Here is a 17,246-nt window from a genome sequence, read left to right on the forward strand (position 1 = left end):
ACCCGCTATTTGCATTGCTGAAAAATTTATCTGAAATTTATCCGGATCGCAGTAATTGACGATGAAACACTTCATATCGTGACCGATAACTATAAAGAAAGCCAAACTCTCTGGTTTTCAGTCACTTCTAATCGTTAATTACTATCAAAACAGAAGCTATGCCTACTCCATTGAATGGTTCTTTGGGTCAACCCACTAATTTCACCAGCGTCAATGACCTAATTACAAAATGGCCGACTGCTGCCCAGAATCAAGGTATCAAACTGTCTGGGATAGCTTTTGATGGCGTGGAAACTGATTACCTTAATCCTCAAGCGATCGCCAATCTCACCTTACCAACTAATGAAAATCCTAAAAGCTGGTTGAGTTATGGCAGTAGCCCTGGTATTGGTGTCCCATCTTCCTATGATGGTTGGTTCACCGACACCACTAAAATTAGAGCGGAAATCAACTATAATCCCAACACAAATCAATCTCAGGCGCTGAAGCTGAAATGGGCAGATAACCAAAATATCACTAGCGCCACGATCGACCTTAGCACCTTGGGTCCCAAAACTAGCCCAGGAGTTGGCGATCAAGGTAATGAAGTTGGTTTGCTACAAATCTTTAATAATGGGACTCTGGTACCGGCCAGCAATTTTACGATCACTCGTCTCAACGCTCCGATCGCTCCAAAAGCGATTACTGCGGGTGCAGATGGAGTGACTTTCACTGGCGATCGCACCGATGGCAGTTTCCAATTCAAGATAGAAGCCAAGCCTCTCACCAACACTGCTTTTGACGAACTGCGGTTCTCCGCCAAACCCTACGATAGCCCCACCGCTGCCTACACCGCCAGCTCTTTCAAAGACGATAGTTCCGACTACCTGGTGCGGAAGATTGACTATCAAGGCACGGCAAATCAGCCTAGCCTTCAGTTTAGTGCCCCAACCTTCAGCGTCAACGAAAACGGGACAGCGGTTGCAGCCGTAACCGTGACGCGCACGGGTGGTAGCGAGGGCGCAGTTTCAGCTACTGTGAACTTGACCAATGGAACTGCAACAGCGCCTGGTGATTACAACAATGCTGCCATCCCTGTCAATTTTGCCGCTGGGGACACAGCACCCAAGACTATTACCATTCCCATTGTCGATGACACCTTGGTGGAAGGTACCGAAACAGTCAAGTTAACTTTGGGCAGCCCTACAGGTGGTGCAACGATTGGGACGCAAGGCACTGCCACTTTGAGCATCGTAGACAATGACACTGCCCCTGCGAGCACTCTGCAATTTAGTGCTCCTACCTTTAGTGTCAACGAAAATGGCACGGCCGTTGCAGCCGTAACCGTCACTCGTACTGGCAGCAGTACCGCCGCAGTCTCAGCTACTGTGAATTTGACTAATGGTACTGCTACAGCCCCTGCTGACTACAACAATGCTGGCATCCCTGTCAATTTTGCCGCTGGGGACACAGCACCCAAGACTATTACCATTCCGATTGTCGATGACACTTTGGTGGAAGGTACTGAAACTGTCAACTTAACTTTGGCAAACCCGACAGGTGGTGCGACGATTGGGACACAAGGTACTGCGACTTTGAGCATCGTAGACAATGACACTGCCCCTGCGAGCACTCTGCAATTTAGTGCTCCTACCTTCAGGGTTAGAGAAGATGGCGTACCGATCGCAGCCGTGACAGTCACTCGCACTGGTAGCAGTACCGCAGCAGTTTCAGCCAGCCTCAACTTGGCCAATGGTACTGCTACAGCCCCTGCTGACTACAACAATGCTCCCATCCTGGTCAATTTTGCCGCTGGCGATTCTGCACCCAAGACGATCAATATTCCGATCGTCAACGATACTTTGCTCGAAGCTACCGAAACAGTCAATTTAAGTTTGGTTAACCCGACAGGTGGTGCGACGATTGGAACGCAAGGTACCGCCCGTTTGGACATCGCAGACAATGACAGCAGCCTGCAATTTAGTGCTCCTGTCTTCAGCGCCAACGAAGATGGGACGGCCATTGCAGCAGTGACAGTCACTCGCACAGGTGTAGCCTCTGGTGCAGTCTCAGCCACTGTCAGCTTGGCCGATGGTACTGCTACAGCCCCTGGTGACTACGGCAATACTCCGATCCTGGTGAATTTTGCCGCTGGCGACTCCACATCCAAAGTCGTCAATATTCCGATCGTCAACGACACTTTGGTAGAGGGTACCGAAAATATCCGCTTAACTTTGGGTAGCCCGACAGGCAATGCCACAATCGGGACGCAAAGTACAGCCACTTTCAACATCATAGACAATGACACTGCCCCTGCGAACACTCTGCAATTTAGTGCTCCTACCTTTAGTGTCAACGAAGATGGGACAACAAGCGCAGCCGTGACAGTCACTCGCACTGGTAGCAGTACCGCAGCAGTTTCAGCTACTGTGAACCTAGCCAATGGTAGTGCTACAGCCCCTGCTGATTACAACAATAGTCCGATCCTGGTCAATTTTGGCGCTGGCGATTCTGCACCCAAGACGATCAATATTCCGATCGTCAACGACACCTTGGTAGAAGGTACCGAAACAGTCAACTTAACTTTGGCAAACCCGACAGGTGGTGCGACGATTGGAACGCAAGGTACCGCCAGTTTGAACATCCTAGACAATGACAGCAGCCTGCAATTCAGTGGATCCAGCTTCAGTGTCAACGAAGATGGAACCCCCATCACAACCGTAACAGTAACTCGCACTGGCAATAGTGCTGGTGCTGTGTCAGCAACCGTCAGCTTGGCCGATGGCACTGCGATCGCCCCTGGTGACTACGCCAATACTCCGATCGCTGTCAATTTTGCCGCTGGCGACACCACACCCAAAACGGTCAATATTCCGATCGTCAATGACACTCTGGTAGAAGGTAACGAAACTGTCCGTTTAACTTTGGGTAGCCCGACAGGCAATACCACCATTGGCACCCAAAGCACAGCCACTGTCAACATCGTAGACAATGACAGCAGCCTGCAATTTAGTTCCCCTACCTTTGGCGTCAACGAAGATGGAACGCCCGTTGCAGCAGTGACAGTCATTCGTAATGGCAGTAGTGCTGGTGCAGTCTCAGCCAACGTGAATTTGACCAACGGTACTGCGATCGCCCCTGATGATTACACCGGTACTCCGATTCCTGTCAATTTTGCCGATGGGGATTCTACACCCAAAACGGTCAATATTCCGATCGCCAACGACACCTTGCTAGAGCCTACCGAAACAGTCAATTTAAGTTTGGTTGGCCCGACAGGCAATGCCACTATTGGCAACCAAAGTACCGCCACTTTGAACATCTTAGACAATGACAGCACCCTACAATTTAGCGATCCTACCTTCAGGGTTAGAGAAGATGGCGTACCGATCGCAGCCGTGACAGTCACTCGCACTGGCAGTAATATTGGTGCAGTCTCAGCCAGCGTCAACTTGGCTGATGGTACTGCTACAACCCCTGCTGACTACACCGGTACTCCGATCCTTGTCAATTTTGCTGATGGGGACAACACACCCAAGACGATCGATATTCCGATCGTCAACGACCTTTTGGTGGAGGGTAACGAAACAATCAATTTAAGTTTGGTTAGCCCGACAGGCAATGCCACCATTGGCACCCAAGGTACCGCCATTTTGGACATCGCAGAGAATGACAGCAGCCTGCAATTTAGTTCCCCTACCTTTAGCACCAATGAAGATGGAACACCCGTTGCAGTCGTGACAGTTACTCGCACTGGTGTTAGTACCGGTGCAGTCTCAGCCACCGTCAGTTTGGCAGATGGAACTGCTACAGCCCCTGCTGACTACGCCAATACTCCGATCTTGGTCAATTTTGGCGCTGGGGACACCATACCCAAAACAGTCACCATTCCCATTGTCAACGACACCTTGGTAGAGCCTACCGAAAATCTCACCTTAACTTTGGGCAGCCCGACAGGCAATGCCTCGATTGGCACCCAAAGTACCGCCACTTTCGACATCATTGACAATGACAGCACCCTCCAATTTAGCGCCCCTACCTTCAGGATCAGAGAAGATGGCGTACCGATCGCAGCCGTGACAGTCACTCGCACTGGTAGTAGTGTTGACGCAGTTTCAGCTACTGTGAACCTCACTAATAGAACTGCGATCGCCCCTGGTGACTACGCCAATACTCCGATCGCTGTCAATTTTGCCGCTGGGGATTCTACACCCAAGATCGTCAATCTTCCCATTGTCAACGACACTTTGGTGGAGCCAAACGAAACTATCAATTTAAGTTTGGTTAACCCGACAGGAAATGCGACGATTGGAGGGCAAAGCACCGCCATTACGACGATCGTAGACAATGACAGCACCCTGCAATTTAGTGCCCCTTTCTTCAGTGTCAACGAAGATGGAACGCCCGTTGCAGCAGTGACAGTCACTCGCACTGGCAGCGATCTCGGTGCAGTCTCAGCTTTTGTCAACTTGACCGATGGTACTGCTACAGCCCCTGCTGATTACAGCAATGGTTTGATCGCTGTCAATTTTGCCAATCGGGATTCAACACCCAAAACCATCACTATTCCCATTATCGATGACCTTTTCCCGGATGGCGCTTTCTTTCCGCTTGACGAAACTGTCAATTTAAGTTTGGTCAACCCGACAGGCGCCACGATTGGAACCCAAAGTAGCGCCGTTCTGACGATCGTCGATAATGACTCAGAATTTGGGAATAGAACGGCAAGTAGTCTCACTTTGACAAACGACGAGCTACTCAACGGTGGCCTGCGAAAGACTTCCAGCTTGTCTGGGGCTCCGGCGCAGGGAAGAGCAGATTTGGTGAACAAATCTATCGCCGACGAGCTACTGGGTGGCGGAATCGGAGCCTCTAATGTCGGGATTAATTCCAACTCAGTCTCCAACTTCGGTGTCGCCGATAGCTGGTTGAATTCACTCACAGACTCGAAGCTTAATCCTGGTTTCGTTGCGTTGAACAACCAATTTGCCTAAGTAGCTCTTTTGACCGAAGGACGAGCCCGCCCGGCCCCGGGCTACCGACACGGGGATAAGTCGGTGGCGGTTTCAACCGCCTTCAGTATTTGTGATACAATGGAACAGTAAGTAAGAATAACCATCTACGTGTTGAGACATCCTAGTTCTGAGAAATCCAGGCAACGGACATATCCGACTTCGATTCGGAACAGTTAAAGGGCAAATAATGGCAGGTTGTTGAGCGTACCGTATCTTTGGCATTAGTGATGGACTCCGAAAGCATAGAAAGCTAAAAGTATACGCAAAGCTTGGATTTATTTAAGCTGAGCGGGTAGGGGCGCTTTGATTTCGCCCTTGAAAGTTCGTATCTGGACTCTTCAAGAATCCCCGTCCCGGAGCGGGCTGGGGAGTATCAATAGCAATTTGCGTTAGTGGGTTTTAATCAAAAGAGGGCCCAAGCCCAATTATGTGCCTCTACGGTATGTAGTTGGGATGCGAGCTCTCTAGCTAACTCAACTACGTACCTTAAATGCCAAGAGCGCTAAAGCGCAACTACGTACCTTAAATGCCAAGAGCGCTGAAGCGCAACTACGTACCTTAAATGCCAGGAGCGCTGAAGCGCAACTACGTACCTTAAATGCCAGGAGCGCTGAAGCGCAACTACGTACCTCTACGGTATGTAGTTGGGATGCGAACCCTCTAGCTAAGGAATCACAATTAAATAACTTCCACTCTTGAAAGTGGGATGGGCGTCCCGCCCGTCCCGGAAAGACGGGCGGGACGCCCATCCCACAATAATAATTAAAATTGTAAGTTATTTAATTTGCGATCCTAACTCAACTACGTACCGTAGAGGCCAAGAGCGCTGAAGCGCAACTACGTACCTGTTTTTTAAAGAGCGCTGAAGCGCAACTACGTACCTTAAATGCCAGGAGCGCTGAAGCGCAACTACGTACCTCTGCACAACTAAGATGCTATCGAATGTAAAATTAGTTGAATTTACTATTAATAGCTTTGTTTTTTGACTTAGACTGCTGCGGTAATTGCCTCGATCGCACTTCGATCGCCCCATCGCTCACAGCACTCAAAGGCAACTCGAATTCATCAATATCATTGCGGTACTTCACCGCAATATCAGCACCATTAATAATCGCCCCCAACAGCCGCGGCCCCGATTTGTGCGAATCCTCATCATCAGATTCCAGCAACTGATCCGCAGCCTCAGACAACATACTCGCCAGAGTATAACCAGCCCGCGCCACCAAAATTATACCGTCCGTATAGGGTTCCAGCGTCAGCGCGTCGTTGCACTCGCTCAACGCCGGAGAATCCACTACCACAAAATCAAAGCGATTGCGAACATCCTCAAACAACCTCCGCATTTCGCTCGATTCCAGTACCGCCGAAGCCTGCCGCAAACTGCCCGGACTCGGCACGACATATAGGTTCTCTACCTCTGGAACCAACAAAACGCACTCGCTCATATTGCCGTAATAGTGCAAAGGTTCCACCGCCGCCAGAGGATCCGCAGCTATTTTCAAAGATTCCACATTAGAACCCGATCGCAAATCTGCTTCAATTAACAAAGTCCGTTTACCCGATCGAGCCGACGCAATTGCCAAATTGTAAGCACTAAAACTCTTTCCCTCCAAAGGCGCCGCCGAAGTCAGCAACACCACTTTTACAGGCTTTTCGCCAATTCGGCGTAAATTAGTCCGCAACCGCTCGTAAAACTCTAAATAAGGCGAATTGGGTTCCAAAGCCAGCGGCATCTCCTCCCCATAGGAATCAAACACAATCACTTCAGGCAAAACAGCCAGTATTGGCACCTCTTTTTCCACCAAAGCCGCCCGCACTTCTTCCCAACTGTAAAACTTCCCGTTGAGCATTCCCAACAAAAATATGAACCCGCCGCCCAGCAGCAATCCCACAAATCCGCCCACCGCCAGCATCACCGGCAAACCTTTCTTGTTTGGCGGAACGTCATCAATTTTGGGAGGCTGGGCGACTGTCAAACTCCCCGTTGTCTCAGCTCTCGCCGCCTCAGCATCTACCAAAGCCGCCTGCATCTTATCGTAGAGAGCTTTTTTCAGCGCCACTTGCTGGGCTAACCGCGCTTGTTCTAACTGCTTGTTGGGGATTTTCGCGTATTCCTGGCGCAATTGTCGTTCAGTGTTCTCTACTCCTTTGAGTTGTTCTTGCACCACATCCCGCTGCGTTTGTAAAGCAATCAAACTTTGAGCTAGCTGCTGTCTCGCCGGGTCTAAAGAAGAGTCTATCCGAATTCGATCGGCACTTCTGAGTGGAGCCGCCACCCCGTTACCCCCGAGCACCTCCGATTGTCGCTGCTGTAACTGCTGCTCAAAAGCTTGTTTTTGTTTGAGCAATTCCACAATTTTCGGGTGTTCCTCCTGCAAGTCGCTACGCAGAATTTTGAGCTGAGATTCGATCGAAAACAGTTGCACTCGCAGTTGTGCAATAATTGGATCGGCAGACAGTGCTTGAGCCACGTAAGCTTGCTCTCCATTCAATCCCAAGCGTTCCTGCAAGCTTTTAATTTGAGCTACTATTGCTCCCAACTGCACCCGGAGTTGCCGCTGCTGCTGTTCGGTGGCGATAATCGCTTGCGGCAAAGTACCGCTCTGAACTGCTAAAATAGAAGTTTCTTCTCGTTTTTCGTAGGATTCAAGTTTTGCTTCCACCTCTCTGAGTTCCTGAGTTACTTTCGGCAAGCGTTGGTTAATTTGGGCGATCGTTTTTCGGACGCTGAAATTATTAGAATTTTCGCTGTAAATCACCATTTCGTTCATCAACGCCTCTGCTCGCTTTTCTGCTTTTTGGCGATCGGCATTTTTGTACGATACTTGAATCAAAGCACTGGGGTCATTACTCTTGGTCGGCATCTTGATCTCCACGCCGTCTTTCAGCTTTTTAGTCAATATTTTTACTTTTTCGTTCAATTCTTCTGAATTTAGTTCTGCTGCTTGTTTATTTAATTTGTTTTCTGCTTTAATGAGTTTTTTGGCGGCTGCTTGGATGACCTGTTGATTGAGCAACTTATCTTTAGTTATTTCTTGTCCTTCCTGTTGAATCTTGGTAGTGGTTGATGAAAAAATCACGGTCGGCTTGCTGTAGGCCAGCGTACCTTTAGCAACGTAAACCGGCGCCTGATTTGGCTGCACGGCAACTACTCCGGACACGCCCACAGTCACCGCAAGAGTGGCTAGTCCCACCCACTTGTATTGGTCAAAAGCAATCAAATAACGTTTGACAACTGATAAAGTCATAACTATTTTAGATTTTAGATTTTAGATTTTAGATTGAAGAATTGCTAACTATAAATCCTAACTAAGTAGGTGATGGAAAAAAAACTATAGCCTTTTGAGCTCCCATCTGAGGTACCAGACGTGCATAATAGGGCATTGGCAAACAGGGCAAACAGGGCATTGAGCCAACAGGGCATTGGGCAAACAGGGCATACCTCATTTTTTTGAGAACCGCTGTAGTATCTTGTCTCGGCGGGTTTAGCTAACAGTCTTTGATAGAAGCGAGTTTACGAGTACAAAACCGCCTCTCCCTAAGCGTGTTTATGTGTAACAACCTACTGAATGACCAATGACCAATGACTGATTTTTGCGATCGGGGACAGCACTGCTGACTAATGACAACTGACAACTTACAACTGAGGGCTGGCACGGGGTACAGCCCCTACCAACTAACAACCAACAACCAACAACTAACAACAACTAACAACTAACCACTAACAACTAACCACTAACAACTAACCACTAACTACCTATTATTATTGTTGTTGGATGGCCCAAACAGATTGTTTACCCCATTTCTCAACTGCTCAAAAAACAGAATAAATCCCAAAGTATCCCGGAATGGTCGAGTAAAGGTATTGAGAACATAACCAATACGCTCTACCAGATTCCGACCAATCACAATCACATCATTATCTTCCAGCATCGGGTTCTGAGAAACATTGCCCTCCAAAGCAGCTTTTGCATCTATCTTGCGGTTGATTGCTCTACCTTGCTTTTGGTCGAACCGGATCAAGGCCATTTTCCGCAAATCAGCCAGATTCACAGGCAAGTTGTTGATAGCATCCAAAAACTTGCTGCCATTTTCTAGGTAAAACGAGGTCAAACTACCACTAGCGTAACTCAAAACTCGAACGTAGATCTTGGGCTTCATCAGCGTAGAACGCGCCACCAAAGCTTTGTCGTAGTCTAGGTTTTTGATACTAGCGTCCAATTCTGGGATGACAATCACATCTCCCGAGGCCAAAGGAAAATCAAACAAATCGTTAGCCTTTGCTAAGGGAGTGTAGAGGTCGAGGGGTTGCTCCACCGAGGAGCCATCCACCAGCGTCCGTCGCACTCGCACGGCTCGTAAATCGGCTTTTCCCGTGACTCCCCCCGCAATCGTCAAAGCGGCGGAAATTCGACCTGAACCCGCCGGAAGCGTGTAAAAACCAGGTTTGCTGACTTCTCCGGTGACTGTGATTTGAACGGGGACAGCGGCAGCGGCTAGGCTGTATCTGGATGCTAAATCTCGATCGGACTTGCGATCGGCTGTAACCTGTTTATACGGTACGACGATCGCATCTCCATCTTCCAAACGCAAATCCGGCGGAGCAATACCAGTTTGCAGCGGCGTCAAAATATCAACAACTTGCTCAGCCACAGCACCACCCGGCAAAGTCCGCCGCACCCGCACCGCCCGCAGTTCAGCCGTCGGAGTCGTCCCAGCAGCAGCAGCCAAAGCCGCCGGAAGCTGCGGAGTTTGCAGCGGATAAAAACCAGGCCTGGCCACTTCCCCCGTCACCGTCACCACTACCGGGCGCTGAACGAGCAAAGCAGCCGAGACTTGAGGATTTTTGATAAATTGAGTAAAGCGCTCGCGGAGGCGCTGCTGTGCTTCTTCGACGGTAAGGCCGCGCACATTTACTGTGCCGATTAGCGGCAGTACAATTACCCCTTCAGGGCTGATTGCACCCGTAAAATTTAGCTCTGGAAAGCGCTGAACTTGAACGGAAATCTGGTCTCCCGGGCCCAGGCGGTACGGCCGATTCCGAAAAGCTGGGTTAATTTCCCTGTTGAAATTAGTAGGTGGCGGTGGCGGTACGCGCAGTGGCTGTGGCGGCACAAGTCGCTCAGAACTAGGAACAACAGATTGGGCTAAAGCCGTTTCTGAAAAAACCTTGCCGTTAAAGCCCCACAATACAGCAGCGAAAGATAGAGTCCAAGCACTTGAATACAGGCCAGCCAAGGAAAAAGCGACGCGATTTCTAATTATGAATTTATCCGGCATTTTGAAATAATAAAAAAGGGTAATATTTTCAATGTTTCGCTGTTTTTTAAGTTTCATCTCCGCAATTCTCAACTATAAATATCTACTCTTGATACCAAATTCGTTTAACTTTTCCTCTTGATTCTTCTAGCCCGCGGAGGCGGTCTTTGTTTGTGTAGAAGCGATTTCAATCGCCCTCTTGATTAAACTCAGAAAATTTCTGCCATTAATTGAGTCTGAACACTTTGGCCCAGAGATTCCAGCAGCGGTTCAACTATCTTAATATCGCCCTGCGGTTGGATGGGAACTATGATACTGACAGCAACCCAAGAGGCGCGGCGGTTCGACAGCCTCGCAATGCTATCTTCCCAAAACCAGCGGCTGGTTGCTGGAGAACCCCCATTAGGCCAAGCGTACCACTGCACGACAGCAAAAGTTTGTTGAGAAGTCCAGCTTCGGAAAAACCTCGTCTCGATAGTAGGTGAGGGCTTGTCGGATGTTGGCGCTAATTTAACTGTAAACCTCAAAGTGCGATGAGAATCTGTTTGCCACCGGTGAAATCCATCAATATCTAGCCATTCTACTTGCGGCTGGTTTTTGGGGGAATTTTGAGGCATTAGCAATAAAATGGCAATTGTTTGATGATTTTTAATTTCTTCAACTAACCATCTGTGTCCGCCAATTTGAAGGTTATTCTGGATGCGGATCACCTCCCAGTCAGGAAGTGTCATCCCGTGTTGGCGCAAACTTTTTAACTGCTTGAGGTTTGTAACTGTTGGCGGATTTGTCCAAGGCCACCTTCCCGTCGCGTAGCCAGGAATTGCTACTCCCGCAACCAGTACCAGCAAAAACACCAGTACCACAATTTTAGATACTTGGTAGCGCCGCAGTAGTTTCCGTGCTGAAATCATTTGTTTCATTAATCGGCAGGCTGGCTTGGGAAATACTTTTCCATCCCGTTGATGAGAAGTACCAATAAGCCTAGTATACAAGCAGAATACAAGTCTCCGCCCCATCCGGCGTGCAACCAAGTAAAAAGTCTCTCTCTGTCGGTTCCGTGAAAGTAAGTCAGCAAAGTGTTGCGGAGAATGTTGGAAGTGATGCTAATGATAGATGTGGCCACTAAAAACAAAATGCTTCTTTTTTGGGAACTCCAAACTCCCGTCCAATCTATCAAAATTAAGCTGACATAAAGACTGGTAAACAGCATTTTTAAGCCTGCACAGTGAGGGGCGACTTCGACAATGCGATCGTTTACGTACAGATAAATTTCTTCGATTCTCACGTTCAGACCGACTTTAATTAAGATCCAGCCTGATACTTGAGCAATGAAGTGCTGTAACGGCAAGGCGTAGGGTTCTATGAGGTAAGGAATGTGATTTGGCGAGGCAAAAAATACGAACAAAAGCGGCATTGCTTGCAATTTTAAGCCGGAAAATCCTTTTAAAGACAAGCAAATACTGGCTAGCATTAGTGGTAGAGATAAATTCACCAAATCGCTTAAGCGACTCAGATAAAAAAGCGTTGCTATTAACAGCAAAAAGCTTCCCAAAGGATGTGGCGAGTCGCCTAAGCGCCGCCAGCAGTTTCGGTTTGTCCAAGCAATATAAGCGGCGTAGGGTAAACCAATTATTCCGTGGCTGAAATATTCGTGTTCGATGCTGATGTTTTTGTTGAACCAGCCGTCGTACCAGTGTACTAGCAGGGGGGCGTAAAGCAGCACTAGGAGTACCGTGATACCTTCCCCCATGAGGTATCGCTTGAGAACAATGCGAATTCGGCGCTGGATTTGCATGGTTTGAGAAGTTTTGACATGGCCGCGCTGGATTCGCAACGCGAAAGCGATTGTGAACGGTGAGTTAAAGATTTGTTAATTCCCAACTCCAACGCTTTGAGATTTCTACTCTATGGCTTGCAACATCCTCACCATAACTTTTATAAACAATTAAGTAAATTAACTTAATTAAAGGTAAAATACCGATCGCGAAACAGTTTACTGTCTGTGTATTCTTCCATCTAGAGCATTGCGTCTTCTTTCAGTATTGCGCCTTCCTTCAGTATTGCGTCTTCCTTCTGTCAACTGTCAACTGTCAACTGTCAACTGTCAACTGTCAACTGTCAACTGTCAACTGTCAACTGATTTCTCGATCGCCCTTACAACCTGCTCGATCTGAGTATTGCTCAATCCGGGATACATTGGCAAGGATAAAATTTGTTCGCACAGGGTTTCGGTGTGGGGGAAGTCGCCCGGATTGCCTAAGTTTTGGTAGGCTGGTTGCAGGTGGCAAGGTACGGGATAGTGGATGCCTGTTTGGATGCCTTCTCGGGTGAGATGTTCCTGAAGGGTGTTGCGGGCGATCCTCTTCGTTGGCGTAGCCCCCGTAGGGGAGGGCTTCCGTAACGGGCTTTTGTCAGTAATCTGGATTACGTAGAGGTGATAAATGTGACCTGTGCCGCTGTGATTGGCGATCGGTACAATGCCTTTGGGTTTCAGGGGTTCTAGTAGAGTATTGTAGTATTGAGCGGCGTCGGTGCGATCGCGATTCCATTTTTCCAAGTAAGGCAATTTCAAATTGAGCACGGCGGCTTGCAAATTATCGAGGCGGCTGTTGGTGCCGATTTCTGCGTGCAAATATTTGCTGGGTGCTCCGTAATTGCGGAGAGTTCGCATTTTTTGTGCTATTTCTGCATCGTTAGTAATTAACATCCCACCATCGCCAAAACAGCCGAGGTTTTTGCTGGGATAAAAGCTGAATGCTGCTGCTTTACCAAAGGAACCTGCACGGTATCCTTCTCTTTCGGCTAAATGGGCTTGTGCCGCATCTTCAAATATCATTAATTTGTGGCGGCTAGCAAAATCTAAAACTTCCCTAGGCGATACCATTTGACCGTAGAGGTGTACGGGGATAATTGCTTTAGTTTTTGAGCTGACTGCTGTTTCGGCTGCTGTGAGGTCAATCAGGGCGGTTTCCGGGTCACAATCTACCAGAATAGGTACTGCTTTGGCTTGAATCACACCAATTATAGTAGCGATAAATGTGTTGGCTGGGAGGATGATTTCGTCGCCCGGATGGATGCCACAAGCTTGGAGTCCGAGGGCGATCGCATCAGTTCCACAAGCCACTCCTACGCCGTATTTTACTCCAGAAGCTGCTGCAAAGGCTGTTTCAAATTCTGCCAGTGCTTCACCTAAAATAAAGTCTCCGTGCTGGATAATTGTTGCAAGTGTTGCTGCTATTTGAGATTCGATTGGTTGGTGTTGCAGGTAAAGGTTTACAAATGGAACTTTTGGCTGGCGACTGCTCATACATCGGAGGGAGAGTAATTATTTATATTAGCACTTAATTGCGGAGATATTTTATTTTTTTTAACCGCAGAGGGCGCAGAGATCGCAGAGAAAAAGAGGAATAGAGGAGAAAGCCGATCTCACTTTTCTGAGCTGTATATTAAATCAAGGTTTTTCGGTAAGATAGAATTAGATAATTTTTCGGCAATTGAGATCGTGGAATACAAAAAACTAGGTAACAGCGACTTATTAGTATCTGAAATCTGTTTGGGTACGATGACTTACGGCCAGCAGAATACGGTTGCAGAAGCGGCTGAACAGCTCGATTTTGCGATCGCCCGAGGCATCAACTTTATCGATACGGCAGAAATGTATCCGGTGCCGGGAAAACCCGAAACTCAGGGCAAAACCGAGGAATATATCGGCGAATGGTTGGCGCGACAGCAGCGGGATAAAGTCATTATAGCTACTAAAGTGGCGGGGAGAAGCACTCGATTGAAGTGGATTAGGGAAGGGAAAAATCAGATCGATCGCCCAAATGTCGAAAAAGCCCTGAACGACAGCCTGAAGCGCCTGCAAACAGACTACATCGACCTCTATCAGATCCACTGGCCCGATCGCTACGTGCCCCTATTTGGTGCGCCAGATTACGACATCGCCCAAGAACACGAAACCGTACCGATTTTGGAACAATTAGAGGTATTTGCTGACTTAATTAAAGCTGGCAAAATTCGCTATTTGGGTTTGAGCAACGAAACGCCTTGGGGAGTTTGCGAGTTTTGCGAATTAGCCGAAAAACACGATTTGCCGAAGGTTATTTCGATTCAGAATGCTTTCAGTTTGAGCAATCGGACTTTTCACATGAATTTGGCAGAAACTTGCAGATTTAAAAATGTGGGATTGATGGCTTACAGTCCCTTGGGTTTCGGACTTTTAACGGGTAAATATCTAAATGGAATCCCGGAAAATTCCCGACTGGCTTTGTTCGCAGGATTCGGTCAACGTTACGATAAAACTAATCTGAACGATGCCGTGAAAGCCTATGTTGAGATTGCGCGATCGCACGGTTTGAGTCCGGCGCAAATGGCTTTGGCTTATGTGCGATCGCGTTGGTTCGTAACTAGCACAATTATCGGTGCAACATCGATCGCACAACTTGAGGAAAATCTTAGCAGTTTGGAGGTGACTCTCGATCGAGATATCGTAGCAGAAATCAATTCGGTACACGCGAATTATCCCAATCCCACGCCGTAATCCTTATTAGTAGGTTGCGGTTAAGTGATATAGCCTCCGCTCGAATGACCGCAATCAGTAAGGTTCGTAGTGCGGACTTCAGTCCGCAGCCCAAACACAAAATGAAGGGCAATACGAACCGTTTTTGTTAAGGTTAAATCATATCATTTTCGCTGGAATCGCCATCCTAAAATTGGTTCGCTCGTTCGGATTTTATATCGTTTCCGGTAGCATCGGAATTATATATTTGAATCGTTCAGTGCGAGCGTCTCGCTCGCGAGTGGATCGCGAGCGTCTCGCTCGCACTACATAATTCGGATGCTACCGGATTTGATTTTATTCCTCAGGTGAATGCGGACTAAAGTCCTCACTACAGACCTTCAGAGCAATTGCTAATTGCCAATTATCAATTACCTAAGCGTAACTCATGTTACACCATAAGTGCTATAATTATTTCCCTAATGAACTTGATGGTTGCCCGATATTGGCAGCTCGATGATAAATTTCGTGCCGCAGTTTGGTGCAGTATCGCACCATAATTTTCCGCCATGCTTTTCAGCAATTATCTGATAGCTAATAGATAAGCCTAACCCGGTTCCCTTTCCCACTGGCTTGGTGGTGAAGAAAGGGTCAAATAGGCGCGATCGCACATTCTCTGGAATACCTGCACCATTATCGGCAAACACTATCTGCACTTGATTTGGTTCCGTGCGAGAGGTAGTAATGCAGATCGTGTTCGGGTTGGTGGCAATCTGATCGAAACTGCGCCCTCGGTTGCTCTCCTCCAAGGCGTCAATCGCATTTACTAGCAGGTTCATAAATACTTGGTTGAGTTGTCCTGCATAGCATTCTACCTGCGGCAAATCGCCATATTGTTTTACGATCTCAATGGTTGGGTGTTGTGCTGTCGCTTTGATGCGGTGTTGCACAATCATTAATGTGTTATCAATGCCTTCATGCAGATTGACAAACTTCAATTCTGCTTGATCCAGGCGAGCAAAATTGCGGAGCGAAATTACAATTTCCCGAATGCGATCGGAGCCTACTTGCATCGAATGCAGTACCTTGGTGAGATCTTCACTCAGAAAATTTAGATCCACATCATCTAGTTCTGTTTGCAGCGATTGGGGAGGGTTCGGATAGTGCTGTTGATATGAATTGAGCAATCGCAGCAGTTCTTGTGTATATTGATTGACGTATGTGATGTTGCCGTGAATAAAGCTAACTGGATTGTTGATTTCATGGGCTACGCCTGCTACCATTTGCCCTAGTGCTGACATTTTTTCACTCTGCACCATCTGACTCTGGGTACGATGCAATTCTTTCAGCGTGCTTTCTAATTGCTGCATTTGTTGGCTTAGTTGTCGATCGCGATTTGTTAGCTCTTGTGCCATAACGTTAAATGATTGTGCCAGAATCCCCACTTCATCTTGGTTGTTGACAGGAATGCGAGTCGTTAAGTCGCCTTGGGCTAATTGCTGGGTTGCTTGGGTTAGGCTTTGAATCCGACGCCCCAGAGATTGGGTGATGCGAAATCCCCAGAGTGTCACTCCCGTCACCAGGAAACTTCCCAGCAGCCCAAAGCCACCCACCACAAACCACAACTTTTGTTCTGCTTGTTCGGTTTGTATGACAGACTTGAGTACGGCGATTTTGAGGGTTGCGCGATCGAATCCTGGTAGCCCGATCGTTTTAATCAAGTAGTTTTCGCCTGCAATCTTTGCCACTTTAGGTAGAGATTCAGGCTGGGGAGCTTGCCAGGGTCGATCGCGATTAAGCTGTAAAGTAGAAGCAGTTATGCGATCGCCCTGGAATGCAACTAAGTGCATGGATGTGTTACCGCGAATTTGCTGAAGTAGTGCGTCGTCAATCGCACCCCCCACAACCAAACCAGCCAAAATTTGTGTAGAAGATTTGATCGAGATCAATCCCACCAGGGAGGGTACAGCCCCTTTTTCTGCCAGCAGAATGCCCGATAAACTTAGTCCAGCACGAGCCGCACGATTGATGGCAGTATCTTCTAATATTGCTTGTGTCAGTGCTCCCTGCTGCGAAGATACTAAGAGTTCACCATTTGTGTCTACGATTCTGATCAAATCCAGTTTTAAGGATGCCTGGATTGGTAACATGGTACGGAGCAATAAAGGGCGATCGCCCGCAGCAACGGCCCTGATTACATTCCTGTCCTCGCTCACCCAACGAGCTTTTAAGTAGAGCAATTCTTGCTTTTGCTTCAGATCTTGTTGGAGTAAAGTAGCCCTATCTTCTATCTCCTTGTGCGCCGTTTGTTCTAAGTTCTTTCTGGCAAAATAACCAAAGCCCAGGGTTCCGAAAGTCCACAGGCTAAGGAATGCCACCAACAAAGGAGACAACAGCTTGACTGAGATAGGGAGTCGCACATATCTGAAGCCCTGTAACATATCTACTTCAACCTAGGATTGAGTGTAGCTAAAACCATGTAGTGTCAATTTAAA

8 protein-coding genes are annotated in these 17,246 nt (G+C 47.8%); 2 read left to right on the forward strand and 6 right to left on the reverse strand.

The window, feature by feature from the left end:
• The first annotated feature begins 158 nt into the window (after positions 1–158).
• Entirely contained in the window at positions 159–4,973 is a 4,815-nt protein-coding gene (locus JGK22_RS10530) for a Calx-beta domain-containing protein (protein ID WP_293312828.1), read from the forward strand.
• A gap of 971 nt (positions 4,974–5,944) precedes the next feature.
• Here the strand turns inward: JGK22_RS10530 and JGK22_RS10535 are convergent.
• From JGK22_RS10535 to JGK22_RS10555, 5 genes are all read right to left on the reverse strand, one after another.
• Positions 5,945–8,242: a tyrosine-protein kinase domain-containing protein gene (locus JGK22_RS10535; RefSeq protein WP_293189342.1), complete on the reverse strand. Its 2,298-nt coding sequence runs from the start codon at positions 8,240–8,242 to the stop codon at positions 5,945–5,947.
• 505 nt (positions 8,243–8,747) lie between these two features.
• Positions 8,748–10,331, reverse strand: coding sequence for a polysaccharide biosynthesis/export family protein (locus JGK22_RS10540; protein WP_293174235.1), 1,584 nt, complete (start codon positions 10,329–10,331; stop codon positions 8,748–8,750).
• A 131-nt stretch (positions 10,332–10,462) separates the two neighbouring features.
• Positions 10,463–11,173 carry a cyanoexosortase B system-associated protein gene (locus JGK22_RS10545; protein WP_293174232.1) on the reverse strand — a complete coding sequence of 237 codons (711 nt, stop codon included), beginning with the start codon at positions 11,171–11,173 and terminating at the stop codon, positions 10,463–10,465.
• On the reverse strand, positions 11,173–12,048 hold the full coding sequence (gene crtB / locus JGK22_RS10550; protein WP_293174229.1) for a cyanoexosortase B: 876 nt from the start codon (positions 12,046–12,048) through the stop codon (positions 11,173–11,175). Before crtB ends, JGK22_RS10545 begins: the two co-directional genes overlap by 1 nt.
• 330 nt (positions 12,049–12,378) lie before the next feature.
• Positions 12,379–13,560: a DegT/DnrJ/EryC1/StrS aminotransferase family protein gene (locus JGK22_RS10555; RefSeq protein ID WP_293174226.1), complete on the reverse strand. Its 1,182-nt coding sequence runs from the start codon at positions 13,558–13,560 to the stop codon at positions 12,379–12,381.
• A 195-nt stretch (positions 13,561–13,755) separates the two neighbouring features.
• Between JGK22_RS10555 and JGK22_RS10560 the strand changes: the two genes are divergently transcribed.
• The gene (locus JGK22_RS10560; protein WP_293174223.1) at positions 13,756–14,793 is read left to right on the forward strand and encodes an NADP(H)-dependent aldo-keto reductase; all 1,038 of its coding nucleotides are present in this window, start codon (positions 13,756–13,758) and stop codon (positions 14,791–14,793) included.
• A gap of 437 nt (positions 14,794–15,230) precedes the next feature.
• Here JGK22_RS10560 and JGK22_RS10565 read toward each other — a convergent pair whose 3' ends face one another.
• Complete coding sequence (locus tag JGK22_RS10565; protein ID WP_293312830.1) at positions 15,231–17,171, reverse strand: ATP-binding protein; 1,941 nt, start codon at positions 17,169–17,171, stop codon at positions 15,231–15,233.
• Between the last annotated feature and the right edge of the window lie 75 nt (positions 17,172–17,246).

Source organism: Microcoleus sp. PH2017_08_TRC_O_A (assembly GCF_020738665.1).
In the GTDB taxonomy this organism is placed as follows: Bacteria; Cyanobacteriota; Cyanobacteriia; order Cyanobacteriales; family Microcoleaceae; genus Microcoleus.

Excerpts from the sequence above, each read along its gene's own strand:
- JGK22_RS10530 (WP_293312828.1), top strand. The coding sequence starts at position 159 with ATGCCTACTCCATTGAATGGTTCTTTGGGTCAACCCACTAATTTCACC.
- JGK22_RS10535 (WP_293189342.1), bottom strand. The coding sequence starts at position 8,242 with ATGACTTTATCAGTTGTCAAACGTTATTTGATTGCTTTTGACCAATAC.
- JGK22_RS10540 (WP_293174235.1), bottom strand. The coding sequence starts at position 10,331 with ATGAAACTTAAAAAACAGCGAAACATTGAAAATATTACCCTTTTTTAT.
- JGK22_RS10545 (WP_293174232.1), bottom strand. The coding sequence starts at position 11,173 with ATGAAACAAATGATTTCAGCACGGAAACTACTGCGGCGCTACCAAGTA.
- crtB (WP_293174229.1), bottom strand. The coding sequence starts at position 12,048 with ATGCAAATCCAGCGCCGAATTCGCATTGTTCTCAAGCGATACCTCATG.
- JGK22_RS10555 (WP_293174226.1), bottom strand. The coding sequence starts at position 13,560 with ATGAGCAGTCGCCAGCCAAAAGTTCCATTTGTAAACCTTTACCTGCAA.